This window comes from Nocardia sp. NPDC003693 (assembly GCF_053981095.1).
This window is the reverse complement of the sequence record NZ_JBSFNO010000001.1, coordinates 249663-266321: the sequence shown is the minus strand read 5'-3', so window position 1 is coordinate 266321 and position 16659 is coordinate 249663. Positions and strand designations below refer to the sequence as shown.

Sequence of the window (16659 nt, the reverse complement as noted above, 5' to 3'; positions counted from 1 at the left end):
CCGAGCACACGAATTTCCCTGCCAGAGAGAACCGATCATGCGTCAACTCCACCCCGTCCCCGAGCCCGCCGACTCCGATGCCCCCGTCCATGTGATGGTCCGGGACGTCCTGGACTACTTCGGCGCCTGTGCGCACTGCGGCTATCCCGCCCAAGCGTCGGAGGTCGTGAGCACCTTCCGCGACGGCCGCGTCCGCGTCGCCATGACACCGACCTGCGGTCTGCCCTGCGGGTGGCACGGGCGCCCGCGACTGACCGAGTCCTCGGTCGACCAGCTGCCCGAACTGCGAACCGCGTTGCGGCAGAACCAGGTCGCCTGAACGCGGGTCCCGCTCAACAGGCGGGTGCGCGATCGGCGCGCTGCTCGAGAGGGTCCGGCGGATGAATGGGGCGGTCGGTGCCCGACAGCGGCCGCGCCGAACCACCCCGCCGGACCGCGACCAGTTCCGCGCCGATCGCCACCGCCGTCTCCTCCGGGGTCCGGCCGCCGAGCTCGAGCCCGATGGGCGAGTGCAGCAGACGCAACTGCGCGTCGGTGACTCCGTTGGCGCGCAACCGCTCTCGGCGTTCACGGTCCGTGCGACGCGAACCCATGGCGCCCACGTAGGCGACCGGCAACCGCAACGCGGCGGTCAGCACCGGTAGATCGAACTTCGGATCGTGGGTGAGCACGCAGATCACCGTGCGGGCATCGACCGGGGTGGTGCGCAGATAGCGGTGCGGCCAGTCGGTGACGAACTCGTCGGCCTCGCGGACCCGAGCGTGCTCGGAGAAGACCGGGCGCGCCTCGCACACGGTGACGTGGTAGCCCAGTAGCCGCCCGACCCGGCACAGGGCGACGGTGAAGTCCGTCGCGCCGAAGATGATCATTCGCGGTGCCGTGGAGAAGGATTCGACGAACACGGTGCGTTCACGATCGGCACAGCCGGTGGTGCGCACCCCGGTCGTTCCGGTCTCGAGCATGGCGCGCGCCTGCCGTTCGATCAGGGGATCCATGGCGACCCCTGCCCCGCCCACCGCGGTGAGCACGCGAAGCCGGCCCGAGTCCAGCTCACGGATCAGCGCGACGGGTCCGGTGGCGTCCAGGACCGCCTCGACGATCGGGAACTGCTCCGCGGTGACGCGGTGCACCCAGACCTCCAGTTCGCCGCCGCAGGTCAGGCCGACCGCGAAGGCGTCGGAGTCGCTGTAGCCGAACGTCTTTCGCACGGGGATGCCGGTCTCGAGAACCCGCAGGCAGAGCTCGTACACCGCGCCTTCGACGCATCCGCCGGACAGGCTGCCGCGCACGGATCCCGTCGCGTCGACGGCCATGGTCGCGCCGGGTTCGCGGGGTGTGCTGCCGTCGACGCCGATGACGGTCGCCAGGGCGTACGCGGTGTCGCCGCGGGCATGCCACCGCCGCAGGTGAGCGGCCAGATCGCGCATGGTCGGACCCTTTCGAACGACGGCTGCCTCGCGGCTCGATGCCGTGCGAGAATGTTATTCTCGTGAATACTGATACTACATTTCCATTTTTGACATATCTGGTGTTGAATCGGCTTCGGTACTGGCGCAGCCGTATCCCCCGCCGACGCCGGCCGCTCGCGGACCGACGGCGACGGCCCGCCCAGAGGTGAACGGAGGATCAGCCCGATGACGCGAATCAGGCTGTCTGACAGTGCATTCGGCACCCACCGGTGCCGCGGTCGCCGGGGTGTGCTGTCGTGAGCGAGACCAGCACCGCGACGGCGGGCGCGGTCGGCGCCCGAATCCCCCGGCTCGAGGACCTGCGGCTGCTGACCGGCGCGGGTACCTTCGTCGACGACATCACCCGGCCCGGGATGCGGCACGCCTGCTTCGTGCGCAGCCCGCACGCGCGCGCCCGGATTCTCGGTGTCGACGTGAGCGCGGCACTCGAACTCGACGGCGTCGTCGCCGTCTACACCGCCGCCGACCTCGCCCCGGGCGTCCATGAGATCTCCTTCGCCCTCGACATGCCGGGATTGCCGCCGGTGCCGCGACCGCCGCTCGCCGACGAGGAAGCCCGCTTCGTGGGTGACCCGGTGGCGCTGGTCATCGCGGTGGATCGCTACGTCGCCGAGGACGCGGCCGAGTTGGTGTTCGTGGACTACGAACCGCTGACCCCGGTCATCGACTTCCTCACCGCGGAACAGTCCCCCGACCTGGTCCACGCCGGGTTCGCCGGAAACTCCGCCGGCGCGATGGGCGGGCGGCCGATCGCCGATCTCGACCCGGTCTTCGAGGCCGCCGCCCACGTGGTCGGCCAGCGGATCCACCAGCAGGCGTACGCGCCGGTGCCGCTGGAGACCCGGGGAATCGTGACCGAATGGTCCGCTCCCACCTCGGAATTGACGGTGTGGACCTCGAGTCAGTCCGCGCACGAGGTGCGCGGGTTCTGCTCGCGCCTGCTCGGGATCGACGAGCATCAGGTGCGTGTCGTCCTTCGCGACACCGGGGGCGGTTTCGGACTGAAGGTCGCGCCGCTGCGCGAGGACGCCTGCGTGATCCTGGCCGCCCGCAAGCTCGGGGTCGCGATCAAGTGGATCGAGGACCGGCAGGAGCACCTGATCGCGGCGGGTATGTCCCGGCACGAATACGGCGACGTCCGAATGGCTTTCGACGCCGACGGGCGCATCCTGGCCGCCACCCTCGATCACGTGCAGAACGTGGGCGCGTACCCGAGTCCCTCCCCCATCACCGGCGGCGTCGTGGTCGGCATGCTGATGCCCGGGCCGTACCGGGTGCCCGAGGCCGGGTTCAACGCCCGGTTCGTCTACACCAACACCGTGGGCCGCGTGCCCTATCGCGGGCCGTGGCAGTTCGAATCGGTGACGCGGGAAGTGCTGCTGGACAAGGCCGCCCGTCGGATCGGACTGGATCCGGTGGAACTGCGACGGCGGAACATGCTGGCCGCCGCGGACCTGCCGGTGGCCAATCCGCACGGCATGCCGTACAGCGACATGTCGCCGCGCGAGACCTTCGAACTCGCGCTGTCGATCCTGGACTACGACGCCTTCCGCGCCGAGCAGGAACGCGCCCGCGCGCAGGGCCGCTACCTCGGTGTCGGAACCTGCTCCTACGTCGAACCGACAACGGGCACAACGCCGTTTCACGCCACCGAGGGCGCGACCATCCGGATCGAGCCCACCGGCAAGATCAACGTCTATGTCGCGGGCGGTTCGGCGGGCAACAGCCTCGAGACCACCGTGGTGCAGCTGGCGGCCGACGCGCTCGGGGCCGCGCTCGCCGATGTGCGGACCATCCAGGGCGATACCGCGGTGACGCCGTTCGGCGGCGGGACCGGGGGCAGTCGTTCGGGCTCGATGACCGCCGGCGCCATCGCGGTCACCGCGGCGGGCCTGCGCGAGCGGATCATCGCGATCGCCGCGCACAAGCTCGGGGTGCCGATCGAGGACATCGAGCTCGCGGACAGCCGCGCCCGCGCGGGCGGCGACAAGTCGGTCACCTTCGCCGAGATCGCCGAGATCGCCTACTTCCAACCGGATCTGCTGCCGCCCGGCGTAACTCCCGGGCTGGAGGCCAGCGGGCGGCATCGCACGAACGCCATGATGATCTGGGCGAACGCCACCCACGTGTGCACCTGCGAGGTCGACATCGTCACCGGGGCCGTGAAGTTGCTGCGCTACATCGTCAGCGAGGACTGCGGGCCGATGATCAATCCCAACGTGGTGGAGGGCCAGATCTACGGCGGCACCGTGCAGGGTATCGGCGGCGCGCTGTACGAGCACCTGGCCTACGACGAGCTCGGCAATCCGGTCGCCACGACGTTCATGGACTATCTGATGCCGACCGCGACCGAGGTGCCGACCATCGAACTCGGGCATGTGGAGACGCCCAGCAGCGGGCCCGGCGGCTTCAAGGGGGTCGGCGAGGGCGGGGCCATCGGGGCCGCCCCGGCGGTGCTCAACGCGGTGATTGACGCGCTCGCGCCGTTCGGAGTGGAATTGTCACGGCTGCCGTTGTCCCCGGCCACCATCGTGGATCTGGTGCGGCAGGCACGCGACGGGGAGGTGACCGAATGAAACCGGCCGCGTTCGAGTATCACGCGCCCGCGACCCCGGAGGAGGCCGTGGCGCTGCTGGCCGAACTGGGGGACGAAGCCAAGATCATCGCGGGTGGGCAGAGCCTGATGCCCATGCTGGTGTTGCGGCTGGCGGTGTTCGAGCACCTGGTCGACCTGCGCCGGCTGGACACCCTGCGCGGGATCGAGGTGCGCGGTGATCAGGTCTGGATCGGGGCGGGGACCACGCACGCCGATGTCGGCCGGTCCGCCGAGGTGCACCGCCTGGTGCCGCTGCTGAGCCGGGCTACGCCGCTGATCGGGCACTTCCAGATCCGCAATCGCGGCACGATCGGCGGCGCGATCGCGCACGCCGACGCGACCGGCGAATATCCCACGGTCGCTTTGACTCTCGACGCGGAGATGGAGACGCTGTCCCCGCGGGGAACCCGGGTGATTCCGGCGTCGGAGTTCTTCACCGGTATGTGGAGCACCGATCTCGAGCCCGACGAGATGGTGACCGGCATCCGGTTTCCGGTGTGGGCGGGCCGATGCGGTTTCGCCATCGAGGAGTTCGCGCGGCGCAGTGGCGATTTCGCTATAGCCGGAGCGACCGTCGCGCTGCGGCTGGACGCCGACTCGCGCGTGGATCGGTGTGCCATCGGCCTGTTCGGACTGGGGCCCACGCCCGTGCGCGCTACAGCGGGCGAGCAGGCGCTGCTCGGTCGGGTGGCCGCCGACGTCGATGGCGTCCGGCTCGGTGAGACCGTCACCGCCGCATTGGATTCCGTGTCCGCGGATATTCACGGCAGCGCCGAGTTCCGACGGCAGGTCGGCGCGGCGATGGTTGCGCGTGCGTGGCAGCGCTCGGTTGAGGAGGCCGGCAATGACTGACGTCGAGATCGAGATGCGCGTCAACGGCGCGACCCATCGGGCGAGTGTGCCGCCGCGACTGACGCTCTCGGACTATCTGCGGGATCGCTGCGGTCTGACCGGCACCCATCTGGGGTGCGAGCACGGGGTCTGCGGGGCGTGCACGGTGCTGGTCGACGGCGCGGCAGTGCGGTCGTGCCTGATGTTCGCGGTGCAGGCCGATGGCTCGGAACTGACGACGGTGGAGGGGATCGCGGCGCCCGACGGCACGCTGTCGCCGGTGCAGCAGGCGCTGCGCGACCATCACGGGCTGCAATGCGGCTTCTGCACACCGGGTTTCGTGGTGTCGGCGACCGCGTTCCTGGCCGAGAACCCCGACCCCAGCGACGGCGAGATCCGCGAGGCGCTCTCGGGAAATCTGTGCCGCTGCACCGGATACCAGGGCATCGTGCGCGCGGTCCGCTGCGCCGCCGACGCCATGGCGGCCGATGCGTCCACCTGCCCCGCCGCCCAGGCGTGAGCGCTTTCCGACCGCAAGGATTCCCATGAAACTCGAGAACAACTTCACGATCCCCGTCCCCGCCGCCGACGCCTGGCCGGTCCTGCTCGACCTCGAACGCATCGCCCCCTGCGTTCCCGGCGCGGTCCTGACCTCCCGCGAGGGCGACGACTTCCACGGCAAGATCAAGGTCAAGCTCGGCCCGGTCGGCCTGACGTACACGGGCGTCATCAAGGTGCTGTCCCAGGACGAACCCAACCTGACCGCCGTGCTCGAGGGCGGCGGCCGCGAGACCCGCGGCAACGGGACCGCCAAGGCCCTGGTGACTCTGCGGATGATCGAGTCCGGCGGCCGCACCGATGTTTTCGTGGACACCGATCTCGCGATCACCGGCAAGCCCGCCCAGTTCGGCCGCGGCGTGCTGGCCGACGTGGCGGGCACCTTGATCGGCCGCTTCGCCGACAATCTCGCGACGGAGATCACCGCGAGCGCTCCGGCCGCGAGCACGGAGCCGTCGAAACCCGCTCCGGTCGTGGCGGATTCGCCGCCTCCCGCCGTGGCCGCGGTTCCCGACCGCGAGGCGGCCGAGCCGATCGACCTGCTCCGCGCCGCCGGCGTGACCCCCAACCGCAACCTCGGCCTCGCGGCGGCGGCTGCCCTGCTGCTCCTGGCTTCTCTGTTCGTTCTCCTGCGGCGGCGACGGGGTTAGCGGCGATCCGCCTACCCGGCGACGGTGATCACGATCTTCGCCCTGGCGTGTTCGGACTCCATGTAGGCGATGGCGGCGGGAGTCTCGTCCAGGGGGTAGGTCCGGTCGATGGCCGGGCGGACGTGGCCCGCCTCGATCAGCTCGCGGAGCTCTGTCAGGGACGACGGGGTCTGCTCGGCCTGGGGGACGCTGATCGAGGGTTTCACGAACGGGCGGGCGAGCTGGCCCAGCGCGAGCAGGCCGACGGGGCCGAACACGCTGCCGCCGTCGAAGTTTCCGCCGCCGGACAGGACCAGGGTGCCGGTGGGTTCGACCAGGCGCAGGAGCTCGCGCAGGCCGCGTGCACCCGCGAGGTCCAGGACGGTGTCGTAGCGGCCGGTCACGGTCTCGCGGGTGTAGTCGAACACGCGCCCGGCGCCGAGCGACTTGGCCGCCTCGACATTGCGGGTACTGCAGACCGCGGTGACCTCGGCGCCCTTGGCACGGGCGATCTGGACCGCGAACGTGCCGACCCCGCCGGAGGCGCCGATGATCAACACTCGATCCCCGGACTTGATGTGGCGCAGGCAGGTCAGGGCCGTGTTGGCGGCCAATGGTACGGCCGCCGCCTCCTCGAAGCTCAGATTCTTCGGCTTTCGTTCGAGGAGTGCGCGCGGGACCGCGAGGTACTCCGCGAACGCGCCGCTCACCGCCTCCCCGAACACCTCGTCCCCCACCGCGATGTCGGTGACCCCCTCACCCACCGCCTCGACCGTCCCCGCGAAGTCCCCGCCCTGCACCAGGTTCGTCGGTCCCTTCCGCCGGAACACCGACCGATCCATCCACCGCGCGATCTTCGGATCCCCCCGCATCACATGCCAGTCCCGCGCGTTGACCGACGCCGCCCGGACCCGGACGAGCACTTCGCCCGCTCCCGCGTCCGGTCGTTCGACGTCGCCCACCGTCAACGCCGCCGACGACCCGTAAACCCGCTGCACGATTGCCTTCACCCCGATAACGCTAGGCGTCCCGACCGCCCGCACACATCAGGGAAGTCCCCGGGGTGTCCCGGATTCGGGACGTCCTCGGTCACCGGCCGTAGGGATTGCCTTCGAATCCGTGCGTGCACATGTCCTGTGCGTCACGCAGGTACGGATTGGTCGCCGGGTCGAGCCCGGCGAGGAAGGCGTCCACGAGCGCCTGCGCCGCGTCATTCGTCGTCCAGGTGAAGCTCGGCCAGAAGAACTCCGGCGGCACCGGCTTCCACATCAGCTGGGAGTCTTCGTCATCCGGATCGTCGTCCGCGAGGGCATAGGTTGCCTCGGCCTTGTCGAGGGCGTCGCTCAGCCATGTCGAGAATCCAGCGTGCGACCCCATCACCTGACGGGCCAGCAGAATCAGCGACATGCACTCACCCTGCAGGTCCTCACCGAGGACGGCCGAACCGTACACCCAGAAGAGCAGCGTTCGGCAGACCCACAGCGGCTCTTCGGCTTTCGGCGGCGCCTGATCGCCGAACACCGGCGGATCGGTCAGCCGCGCGTAGTGCAGGTCGGCGCACAGGGCCAACGCCGCGTCGATGCGCAGCAAAGCATCTCGCACATCCGCCGCGGGCGCGACACCGTCCACACGCGCCACAACCCACCGCGCAGCCGCGACGCCGAGCCCGAAAATTGCTTCGTCCCTGAGCGCCCCGAGCCTGTCCGCCAACGCGGGATCACGCTCATCGTCGTCGTCGAGCAAAGTGTTCCGGGTCGGCTCGTCCCATTCGAAGTCGAAGGGCAGGCTCGACAGCGACATCTCCGCCGGAAAGCGCCCGGCTCCCCGATCCGCGACACCGAATGCACCACGAACATCGATCGGACCCGTCGAGACCGGAGAGAGGTGCTCGGACATCACAGGTTCTCCATTACGTGCGTTCCAGGTGCGGCGGTGGTCGCCGAGCGCACACCTTCCACTACGAAATGCCGGAACGTCAAGGCGCTGTGCGGAATCGACGGTCGTCGCGCCCTTCAGCGGGTCGCCAACAAGCCACCACGACACCACACGGCGACCGATGACTCGACGCTCACGGGCCACGGCGATAGGGAATGCTGGAGCGGTGAGCAACCTACCGCGAGGCTGGGATCCGATGACCGCGGTTCCGAACACCCCGTATGAATCGGTCTACCACGGTGACAAGTGGGAGGACCGGCACTGGATGAACGTACCGGGGCCGTTCTATACGGGCCAGACCGATACCTGTTGGACCGGAAGGCAGCAAGCGCCCCACAACGTGCTCTACGGCGGTGAGTATTACAACGAGTTCATCTATCGCCAGCCTCGGTCACCGGCCGAGGTCGCCTGCGTGCTGGGGGCCGCGGCCGACGACCCGTTCGATGGTTATGCATGGGACGGGGACTCGCGGTGGACCCCCGCGGCCGTCCGCGCATGGTGGAGCGGCCGCGCCGAGGTCGCCGCCCATCTCATGGAGCTGCTCGCCGAGTTCACGGGCCCGAAAGCTCGTGCCCAGGATGCGGAGCCGGCGGCAGGTGTCCGGGACTTTCTCACCTATCTCGCGACCGATCTCGAGACCGATCTACGGGCCTATGTGTTCAGATTGGAGAACGGGCGCTACCCGGACGACGACGACCCGCTGCCGAACCTGTAGCGGCGCCTCGGGATCCGCTGCCACGTAGCGGCCTGACCGAACTGGACTAGTCCCCGGCGACGCGGTGAGGGCTTGCATCCAGCCTCGGTGAGCAGGGGCAAACCCGCGTCGTCGCGTCGTCGGGTTGTTGGGCTCGAACAGCGATATCGTCGGCTGCATGGGGACAGCGCGTCGGGTCTTGGCAGGTGCGGTCGCACTCGGGAGTGGGGCGGTGCTTCTCCTTACGGCGGCTTGTGGGTCGTCCAACAACGAGCTGTTTCCCGGGACGTCGCCGTCCGCCACGTCGAGTCTCCCCGCCGGGACCAGCGAATCGATCAGTCCCCCAACCCCATCCACCACGACCAGGGTCGTGCCATCTCCCCCGACCAGCATCACCGTCCTGGAGCTGCCCGCCGACGGATCGACGCCGGTCGCGCCCGGAACGGCGTGTGGCGCGTCGACCGGCCAGCCGATCGTCAAGGTGGAGGCCGGGAACGTCTCCTGTGACGAGGCCGAGGCGGTGCTCGCGAAGTACCGGGCGCTGCCGCCCGATCCGGCGGCGGGCAACACCAACAACCGCACGTTCGACGGGTGGCAGTGCATGAGCCCTACCTACGGGATGTCGCTGGAGCTGGGGTACGGGTCCAGCTGTCGTCACGAGGCGCGCGGGGTGCACTTGACGACGCCCGTCATGGTGCGTTGACCGCACGTGGAGGCGTCCACGTGATGCCTGAGCGGCCGATGGCGTAGTCAGCGCGCCACGGCACCCATAGGGCTGATCTATGGCTGCATAGCGCCGCGACGGCTACCGGAGCGGGACCCGCCGGGCGCATCCTCGAGGTAGTTGATCCCGTCACCGCGGGCGAGAGGAGCGAGACATGACACGGCAGCGCCGGCGACCCACATTCGCGGAGTGGCTCGGCTACACGGTCGGACGGCCGATGCCCGACGACCTGCGGGACTGGGTGCTGCGGGACCTGACCGGAAAGCACGCGTACACACGGCATCTCGTGCGGGGCATGACTCCGTTCCTGCCGGTCTTCGCGGTGTTGCTCTTCGCTTTTCCCGGAGCGTTGTGGCTGCGTCTCGCCATGACCTTGCTCGCGCTCATTCTCGCGCTGTTCTACTGCGCGGCCTATATGGCGCCGAACCGGGCGCATCGACTGGCCCAGCACGGTCTGCCCGCCGATCTGGACGCGCCAGGGGTGCTGCACGCCACCGCGCGCGAACGCGCCCGTTACGCGATCAATCACCCGCACTGACCCGGCTCGGGACCGCATCCTTCATTCGAACCTTGCAGACTCTGCACTATTTGCATACTCTGCAATTGTTGATCGGCTCGAATTTGCCGGGCCCTCACACGATTACGGCGCGAAGGGATGAGGAATGGCCGGTCGGGACACTCGAGCAGCGCGGCGCCGGGCAACAGCCGCGTCGATCGAGAGGGCGGCGTTGCGTCAGGCGGTCGAAAACGGCAGCGCCGCGGTCACCGTCGACTCGATCTGCGCCGAGGCCCTCGTGTCGGCGCGCACGTTCTACAACTACTTCCCCACCCGTGACGCCGTGCTCGCGGGGCAGAAGTGGGAGTCGATCCCGCCCGAGGCGGCCGAACGGTTCAGCGCGGCCGAATCGACCGACATGCTGGAACCGCTCGTCACACTGTTCGTCGACTCCGGACCGCAGACCGCAGCCGAGCGCGAGCTGTTCCAGTTGCGCCAGCGGCTGTTCGAGCTCGAACCCGGGTGGGCGCAGCAGGCCATGGCCGGGTTCACCGAATGCGTCGAAGACGTCGTCGCTCTCGTCCTGGCCCGGTGGGAGGGCGAAGGCCGCTCACCGGCCACCGAACCGGACCTGCCCGCCCTCGCCCGTATGTCGGTCATGATCGTCGGATCGATCCTGCACACGGGCATGCTCGACGCCCAGCCGCCCGGCACGGACGAGCCCGAGTCCCCCGATCAGCTGATCATGCTCGCTCGCAAGGCGATTCAGAACCTCATCACCTGACCTCCAACCATGTTTCGCTCTTTCCCGGCGCGCTTCGGCGAGTCCGGCGGATTCGTCGCGCGCACCGAACCTTCATCGGAGACCTGTCATGAGCACCAGCACACCCACCACCCTGGTCATCGGCGGCAACGGCACGACCGGCAGCCGCGTCGTCGCCGGTCTGGAACGACTCGGTGTCCCCACCCGAGTTGGCTCCCGGCGCGGCACCCCGCCCTTCGACTGGCATGACGCGCGCACCTGGACCCCCGCCTTGGATGGGGTGGACCGGGTCTATGTCGCCCATCCCGCCACCATGGGCCAGGAAGCGATCGACGAGATCGGCGCTTTCGCTAGGCACGCCGTCGAGGCCGGAGCTCGCCGCCTGGTCCTACTCAGCGGCTACGGTGCCGAGGACATCACCGGTCCTGCCGAGAACGCCGTCAAATCCTCGGGCGCCGAATGGACTTTCGTTCGCCCGAGCTGGTTCAACCAGAACTTCGACGCCGGCGCCGACTATGTGATCGGATTCCGCGAGGCGATCCTGTCCGGCAACCTCGTCGGCAACCACGGTCAGGCCCGGCTCGGCTTCGTCGATGCCGACGACATCGCCGCTGTCGCCGTCGCGGCACTCACCGGCGACGAACACGTCGGGCAGTCCTACGATCTCACCGGGCCCCGGCTGCTCACCTTCGCCGACGCCGTCGCCCACATCGCGCAGGCCACCGGCCGCGACATCACCTACACCCACCTCGAACCCGTCGAGTATCGCGAATACCTAATCGCACAAGGCATTCCGGCTGAGGACGCCGACTGGATGGCAGCCATGGCACTCACCGACGACATACTCGCCGACGGCGTACAACGCGTACTCGGGCGAGCCGCCACCGACTTCGCCGACTATGCCCGTCGCACCGCCGCCACCGGGGTCTGGACCCCGTAACCACCGAGGCGAGACCGGCCTTGGCTACCGGAAACGCTTCAGTTGAACGCCGCACCGGATCCTTGGACGGCGTGGCGGCTGCTCTCTCCGCATCCGCACGTGGCCTTAGCATTCGCACCGAATACCGTTGCCGCCCAAACGAATCGAGGGCGTGACCGGCGCTCAGCAGCAGTCCCGGCAGACCCGCGGCCCGGATCAGCGGGGCATCAGGTTCGTCCACTGCCCGTCGGCGGGCGTCGCCAGATCGGACTGCCGATAAATCTTTCCGTCGGGCGCAACGTATTTCCCGGTATTGGGGTCGTAGCCCGCGAAGCCGATCCCCGGCGACAGCAGGTTGTCGGCGCCACCGCCGGTGTCGTGGCGGGGGTCGGGGTCAATGCCCTGGTTCTCCAGATTCGGATCTCGGGGGTTGGGGCCCAGAACCGGCTGGTCGGACGCGAGCGGCACGTACTCCTGATCGCTGTTGCACAGGGCGGCGGTCGGCGCACGCTTGCCGGGGTGGTTCACACAGGGAAAGTTTCGAGCGCCGCGCACCGCGATCTGCGAATCCTGGGGCAGTTTGCAGTACAGGTCTTCGGGGGTGTCGATCGTGGTGATGTCGGCGGGCGAACGCCAGGCCGACTGCGGGAGGAACCCGACCGTGCAGGCGGGCGGATCGGAGGTGCCCGACAGGCGGAAGGTGCCCAGGCCCCAGCCCGAGGCGTTGTTGGTGGGGTGCACGGCCTGGATCATCGAAACCGCCGGGGGCAGCAGAACCAGGAGCTGTTCGAGACCCGCGTTGTAGGTGACCGCGAGCTGGCTGACGGTCGTCAGGTTCGCCAGCAGGATCGGAAGGGTCGGTTTCAAGGTGTCCAGCAGCGCGGTCACGTCGCCCGTGGCGGACGGCCCGGTCTGCAGCAGGGCACGCACCTGGGGATCGTTCGCGACGAGCTGCGCGGTGACCCCGGACAGGCTCCGGGTCCACACCCGGATGGCGTCGGCGGTGCGCGCCTGCGACTCCAGCAGCGGCGCGGTATCTTCGATCAGCGTGCGGGTCTGGCTCGCCACCCCGTTCAGGTCCGCGGACAGCGTGCCCGCGGAGGCCATGAGCGAATCCAGGTCGTAGCCGACACCGTTGACGCCCTCGAACATCTCGTCGAGCAGATCGCTGAGCTTGTCCTGCGGAATCGTCCCGACCAGGGCGCTGAGCCGATCCAGCATCGGGCCGACGGCCTGCGGAATCTTGGTGTCGCGCAACGCGATCACCGAGCCGTCGTGCAGGTACGGCCCGGAATCGGTGCGCGGGCGCAGCTCGACGTACTGTTCGCCGACCGCCGACACGCTGCGCACCTCGGCGTCCAGATCCGCCGGTATACGCCAGGATTCGTCGATGGCCAGGGTGGCGTGCACTCCGTCCCGCGTCAGCTCCACCCCGGTGACCTTGCCGATCTCCACCCCGCGGTAGGTGACGTTGCCGAACCGGTAGAGCCCGCCCGCGGCCGGGAGCTCGACCGTCACCCGGTAGCCGCCGATGCCGGCCAGGGTGGGTAGGCGCATGTACACGGTCGCCATGACGACCAGGCCGATGACCGACAGGATCGAGAAGATCACCAATTGGGTTCGCACGAAACGCGACAGCAGCATCAGCGCTCTCCCGGATTCTCCGGCGCCGGCTCGATGCCGACGGTCAGTGGATTGTTGACCTGGCGGGCATAGCCGGGTTCGCCGACCGCCGCCTGGATGACCGCCGTCGGATCACCCCATGGCGTGCCCAGCAACAGTTCCTTGCGCAGGCGCGGCACCGTGAGGTCGACGGTGGCAACGAGATTGATGTAGTCGCCCTTGATCGCGTGATCGACGCCGTACTGCCCGTAGGGGTACACCGTCGCGAAGGCGATCGCGGAACTGATGTCGGAACCGACGTCGGCGAGGGTGCGCACCGTCGGTTCCAGATCCGCCAGATCGGCGAGCAGGTCGTCACGCACCCGATCCACGACCCCGGACGCGGTGTCGCTGAACGTACGGAGCCTGTCCAGGGCGGTCACCAGATCCGGGCGCGCGGCGATGAGGGTGTCCAGCGCGGGCGGTAGTTTGCGCAGCGCCTCGCTCACCACGTCCCGCTGGGCAGCGAAGGTTCCCGCCAGTCGTTCCACCCCGCCGATCGCCTCGATGATGTTGGCGCGCTGGGTATCCAGGGTGCCCAGCACGGTGTCGAGCCGGGTCAGCAGGGACGCGATCCGGTCCTGACGGCCGGTGAACGCCTCGTTCAAACCGTGGACGATATCGCCGATCTGGCCCAGGCCGCCGCCGTTGACGACCAGCGACAGCGACGCCAGGGTCTGCTCGGTGGAGGGATACGTAGAGGACGAGTTCAGCGCGATGGTCGCACCGGATTCCAGTTGGCCCGCCGGCGCCACGCCGGGCGGGGTGCTCAGCGCGAGGTGGCTCGAGCCCAGCAGGCTGGTCTGCCCGATCACCGCGACGGCATTGGCCGGGATCACGGTTCCCGGGCGAATCCACACCTGCACCCGCGCGTGCCAGCCGCTCAGCCCGATGTCACCGACGCTGCCGACCACCACATCGTCGATCATGACCGGCGAATTCGACACCAGCGTGCCGACATCGGCCATCTCGACGTTCAGGACCGTGGAGCCCGGCTCGTGCCCGGCCGCACCCGGCAGGGACACCGAGTTCACGCCCTGCCAGCCGCAGCCGGTGGCACTGAACATCGCGCACGCGCCCAGCAGCAGAAGCCTGCCGCGGCGCGGAAGCCGCTGTGCTGTCATGGGAGTCCTCCGCCCGGGAACAGTATGTCGATCAGGTTCGGCAGGGTGGGCCCGGCCGCCTGGGTGTCGACGACCTGGGGAATGAGCGCCGGGTCGGTGTAGAGCAGGTTCTTCGGATCGGCCGACGGGCCGATCGCCGGATTCACCGCGAACGGCAGATAGTTGAACTCGAGCAGTTTCAGGAACGGGCCGAGGTATTCGTGACAGCGCGCCGCGGCGTCGGCGGATGTCGTGTTCTCCAGGCTGGCGATGCCGCCGCAGATGAACTGGATCGGATTGGTGAAGTTGTTGAGCGAGAACACACCCGGGGTGGTTCCGGTGTCCGCGTTGTAGATGTTGTAGAAGTTCGCGACGCTGTTCGGCGCGAGATGCAGCAACTCCTCCACGTCCGAGCGCTGATCGACCAGGATCTGCGTGACGTTGGCCAACCGCTGCACCTGCTCCCCCATCCGGTCGCGATTCGCGTTCACGAACCGCTGCACATCCCCGATGGCGACCGACAGATTCACCAGTGCCGCATCGAGATCCGAGCGAGAATCGTTCAGCAGGCTGGTGAGGGTGGCCAGGCGATCCTGGAATTCGACGATCTGCACGTTGCTGTCGCGCAGCACGCTGACGAAGGTCTGCAGATTCTTGATCGTGTCGGCGATGCTGCCGCTGCCCTCGGCGAGAATCCTTCCCACGCCGGACAATTGGGTGAGCGTCTCCCGCAGCTTCCCGCCGTTGCCCGCCAGCGCGTCGGCGGTGCTCTCGATGAATCGGCCGGTCGTGGAGGTCTCCGCGAGCGCGCCGTCCGGGCCGAGATCGGTGGACAGTCGCGCCAATTGGGTTTTGACCTCGTCCCACTCCACCGGGACCGCGGTGCGGTCGAGGGGAATCACCGCGCCGTCCTCGAGCACCGGACCCGATCCCCGATGGGAGGGCGTGAGCTGCACGTAGCGGGCCGCGATGAGGCTCTGCGCCACGATCACGGCTTTGGCGTCAGCGGGAATCTCGATGTCGCGGTCGACCTCGAGGACCATCTCCGCGGTCGTACCGCGCGGCTCGATGGCCGCGATCCGGCCCACCCGGACCCCCGCTACGCGCACGTCGTCACCGACGTAGATGGCGGTCGTAGCGCTGAAGACCGCGCGAATCTGCTTGGGCTCGAACCAGGTTCGCTGCACGATGAGGCCGGCGGCGGCAAGGGCGAGCAAGACCGCGGCGAGCGCGGCCAGACGGCGTACGGGCAGCCTGCTCATCGAGGCCCCTCCCCGGAAGGCAGCGGTACGTTGCCGAACTGCTGCTCGATGAACGGCTGAATCAGCGAGCCCGGCAGCAGATTCACCACGTAGGCGTTGTAGAAGGGCCCGCTCGACACGATCTCGCCCTGGGTGCGCATGATCTTCACGAAGCCGGGCAGCGCCTGCGAGAGGTTGTCCCGATTGCGTTCGAGCATGGCGACCACCGAGTTCAGCCGGTCCAGGGTCGGGGCGAGTTCGGCCTCGTTGTCCGCGACGAGGCCCGAGAGCTGGCGGGCCACGGCCGCAGTGTTGGCCAGCAGATCCACCACCGCCTGCCGGCGTTCGGTGAGCACCCCCAGCAGGGCATTGCCGTTGAGCAGCAGGGCGTTGAGCTGATCGCTGCGCTGCGCCAGGATGCCGGTGACATCGGCTGTCGCGCCGAGCAATTCGCGCAGGGAGCCGTTGCGCTCGTTGAGCGATTGCGAGATCCGGCTCAGCCCGTCGAAGGCCGGGCCGAGCTGCGGTGCGACGCGGTCCAGGGTCGAGGACAGCAGTGCCAGTGACTGATTCAGCGCCCGGGTGTCGACCTCGGACACGTTGGTGGTGAGGTCGCCGACCGCGTCGGTCAGCGAATAGGGCGAGGACGTGCGTTCGACCGGGATGATCTGCGACGGGCGCAGGGTCCCCGAGCCGTCGGAGATCACCGTCAGCATCCGTTTGCCCAGCAGCGAACCGGTTTTGATGTGCGCGGCGCTGCGGTCGCCGAGCCGGATGCCGGACTCGACCGTGAACACCACCCGGGCGTCCCCGTCGCGCAGGCTCACCCGCGCGACAGACCCGACCTGGACCCCCGACACGATCACCTCGTCGCCGGCGGTGAGACCGCCCGCCTCGGTGAAAACCGCCGTGTAGCGGACCGTGGTGCCCCAGCTGGTGATGCGCTGGGACTGCAGGCCGATGAAGATCACGCAGATGATGACGACGACGCCGACCACACCGTGGCGCGCCAGGTTCCTACCGCGATACTCGAGCATGG

At 68.8% G+C, this 16659-nt stretch carries 17 protein-coding genes; 10 read left to right on the top strand and 7 right to left on the bottom strand.

All coding sequences use genetic code 11. The annotated features are described in order from the left end of the window. The first annotated feature begins 37 nt into the window (after positions 1 to 37). On the top strand, positions 38 to 319 hold the full coding sequence (locus tag ACWDOP_RS01385) for a hypothetical protein (protein WP_456343369.1): 282 nt from the start codon (positions 38 to 40) through the stop codon (positions 317 to 319). Between the two features lie 13 nt (positions 320 to 332). Here the strand turns inward: ACWDOP_RS01385 and ACWDOP_RS01380 are convergent, their stop codons facing one another. After that, complete coding sequence (locus ACWDOP_RS01380; RefSeq protein ID WP_456343368.1) at positions 333 to 1427, bottom strand: XdhC family protein; 1095 nt, start codon at positions 1425 to 1427, stop codon at positions 333 to 335. A gap of 278 nt (positions 1428 to 1705) precedes the next feature. On the opposite strand from ACWDOP_RS01380, the gene ACWDOP_RS01375 reads away from it, so the two are divergent. From ACWDOP_RS01375 to ACWDOP_RS01360, 4 genes are read left to right on the top strand one after another with little or no spacing between them, the layout of a single operon-like run. Continuing rightward, positions 1706 to 4045, top strand: coding sequence for a xanthine dehydrogenase family protein molybdopterin-binding subunit (locus tag ACWDOP_RS01375; RefSeq protein ID WP_456343367.1), 2340 nt, complete (start codon positions 1706 to 1708; stop codon positions 4043 to 4045). Further along, complete coding sequence (locus ACWDOP_RS01370; RefSeq protein ID WP_456343366.1) at positions 4042 to 4917, top strand: FAD binding domain-containing protein; 876 nt, start codon at positions 4042 to 4044, stop codon at positions 4915 to 4917. The genes ACWDOP_RS01375 and ACWDOP_RS01370 overlap by 4 nt, the downstream gene beginning before the upstream one ends. After that, positions 4910 to 5416, top strand: a complete 507-nt coding sequence (locus tag ACWDOP_RS01365; RefSeq protein ID WP_456343365.1) for a (2Fe-2S)-binding protein — start codon at positions 4910 to 4912, stop codon at positions 5414 to 5416. Before ACWDOP_RS01370 ends, ACWDOP_RS01365 begins: the two co-directional genes overlap by 8 nt. A 25-nt stretch (positions 5417 to 5441) precedes the next feature. Then, positions 5442 to 6104, top strand: coding sequence for an SRPBCC family protein (locus ACWDOP_RS01360; protein WP_456343364.1), 663 nt, complete (start codon positions 5442 to 5444; stop codon positions 6102 to 6104). A gap of 11 nt (positions 6105 to 6115) precedes the next feature. On the opposite strand, the gene ACWDOP_RS01355 is transcribed toward ACWDOP_RS01360, so the two are convergent. Then, positions 6116 to 7093 (bottom strand): NAD(P)-dependent alcohol dehydrogenase, encoded by a 978-nt coding sequence (locus tag ACWDOP_RS01355; RefSeq protein WP_456343363.1) that lies wholly within the window; start codon positions 7091 to 7093, stop codon positions 6116 to 6118. A gap of 79 nt (positions 7094 to 7172) precedes the next feature. Then, positions 7173 to 8162: a hypothetical protein gene (locus tag ACWDOP_RS01350; RefSeq protein WP_456343362.1), complete on the bottom strand. Its 990-nt coding sequence runs from the start codon at positions 8160 to 8162 to the stop codon at positions 7173 to 7175. A 52-nt stretch (positions 8163 to 8214) separates the two neighbouring features. Between ACWDOP_RS01350 and ACWDOP_RS01345 the strand changes: the two genes are divergently transcribed. From ACWDOP_RS01345 to ACWDOP_RS01325, 5 genes are all read left to right on the top strand, one after another. Next, positions 8215 to 8733 carry a ferredoxin gene (locus ACWDOP_RS01345; RefSeq protein ID WP_456343361.1) on the top strand — a complete coding sequence of 173 codons (519 nt, stop codon included), beginning with the start codon at positions 8215 to 8217 and terminating at the stop codon, positions 8731 to 8733. A gap of 349 nt (positions 8734 to 9082) precedes the next feature. Next, positions 9083 to 9415: a hypothetical protein gene (locus ACWDOP_RS01340; protein WP_454204983.1), complete on the top strand. Its 333-nt coding sequence runs from the start codon at positions 9083 to 9085 to the stop codon at positions 9413 to 9415. 175 nt (positions 9416 to 9590) lie between these two features. Beyond that, positions 9591 to 9974 (top strand): DUF5313 family protein, encoded by a 384-nt coding sequence (locus tag ACWDOP_RS01335; RefSeq protein WP_456343360.1) that lies wholly within the window; start codon positions 9591 to 9593, stop codon positions 9972 to 9974. A 190-nt stretch (positions 9975 to 10164) separates the two neighbouring features. Beyond that, on the top strand, positions 10165 to 10716 hold the full coding sequence (locus ACWDOP_RS01330) for a TetR/AcrR family transcriptional regulator (protein ID WP_456343359.1): 552 nt from the start codon (positions 10165 to 10167) through the stop codon (positions 10714 to 10716). A gap of 88 nt (positions 10717 to 10804) precedes the next feature. Further along, complete coding sequence (locus ACWDOP_RS01325) at positions 10805 to 11635, top strand: NAD(P)H-binding protein (RefSeq protein WP_456343358.1); 831 nt, start codon at positions 10805 to 10807, stop codon at positions 11633 to 11635. A 195-nt stretch (positions 11636 to 11830) separates the two neighbouring features. Here the strand turns inward: ACWDOP_RS01325 and ACWDOP_RS01320 are convergent, their stop codons facing one another. The 4 genes from ACWDOP_RS01320 to ACWDOP_RS01305 are packed head-to-tail and all read right to left on the bottom strand — an operon-like array spanning position 11831 to position 16657. Continuing rightward, positions 11831 to 13255 carry an MCE family protein gene (locus ACWDOP_RS01320; RefSeq protein WP_456343820.1) on the bottom strand — a complete coding sequence of 475 codons (1425 nt, stop codon included), beginning with the start codon at positions 13253 to 13255 and terminating at the stop codon, positions 11831 to 11833. A gap of 2 nt (positions 13256 to 13257) precedes the next feature. Beyond that, positions 13258 to 14400, bottom strand: a complete 1143-nt coding sequence (locus ACWDOP_RS01315) for an MCE family protein (RefSeq protein WP_456343357.1) — start codon at positions 14398 to 14400, stop codon at positions 13258 to 13260. Next, positions 14397 to 15641: an MCE family protein gene (locus ACWDOP_RS01310; protein ID WP_456343356.1), complete on the bottom strand. Its 1245-nt coding sequence runs from the start codon at positions 15639 to 15641 to the stop codon at positions 14397 to 14399. Before ACWDOP_RS01310 ends, ACWDOP_RS01315 begins: the two co-directional genes overlap by 4 nt. Then, complete coding sequence (locus tag ACWDOP_RS01305) at positions 15638 to 16657, bottom strand: MCE family protein (protein WP_456343355.1); 1020 nt, start codon at positions 16655 to 16657, stop codon at positions 15638 to 15640. The genes ACWDOP_RS01310 and ACWDOP_RS01305 overlap by 4 nt, the downstream gene beginning before the upstream one ends. Between the last annotated feature and the right edge of the window lie 2 nt (positions 16658 to 16659).

Coding starts and splice junctions, on each gene's coding strand:
- ACWDOP_RS01385 (WP_456343369.1), top strand. CDS start 38: ATGCGTCAACTCCACCCCGTCCCCGAGCCCGCCGACTCCGATGCCCCC.
- ACWDOP_RS01380 (WP_456343368.1), bottom strand. CDS start 1,427: ATGCGCGATCTGGCCGCTCACCTGCGGCGGTGGCATGCCCGCGGCGAC.
- ACWDOP_RS01370 (WP_456343366.1), top strand. CDS start 4,042: ATGAAACCGGCCGCGTTCGAGTATCACGCGCCCGCGACCCCGGAGGAG.
- ACWDOP_RS01365 (WP_456343365.1), top strand. CDS start 4,910: ATGACTGACGTCGAGATCGAGATGCGCGTCAACGGCGCGACCCATCGG.
- ACWDOP_RS01360 (WP_456343364.1), top strand. CDS start 5,442: ATGAAACTCGAGAACAACTTCACGATCCCCGTCCCCGCCGCCGACGCC.
- ACWDOP_RS01345 (WP_456343361.1), top strand. CDS start 8,215: ATGACCGCGGTTCCGAACACCCCGTATGAATCGGTCTACCACGGTGAC.
- ACWDOP_RS01335 (WP_456343360.1), top strand. CDS start 9,591: ATGACACGGCAGCGCCGGCGACCCACATTCGCGGAGTGGCTCGGCTAC.
- ACWDOP_RS01325 (WP_456343358.1), top strand. CDS start 10,805: ATGAGCACCAGCACACCCACCACCCTGGTCATCGGCGGCAACGGCACG.
- ACWDOP_RS01315 (WP_456343357.1), bottom strand. CDS start 14,400: ATGACAGCACAGCGGCTTCCGCGCCGCGGCAGGCTTCTGCTGCTGGGC.
- ACWDOP_RS01310 (WP_456343356.1), bottom strand. CDS start 15,641: ATGAGCAGGCTGCCCGTACGCCGTCTGGCCGCGCTCGCCGCGGTCTTG.
- ACWDOP_RS01305 (WP_456343355.1), bottom strand. CDS start 16,657: ATGCTCGAGTATCGCGGTAGGAACCTGGCGCGCCACGGTGTGGTCGGC.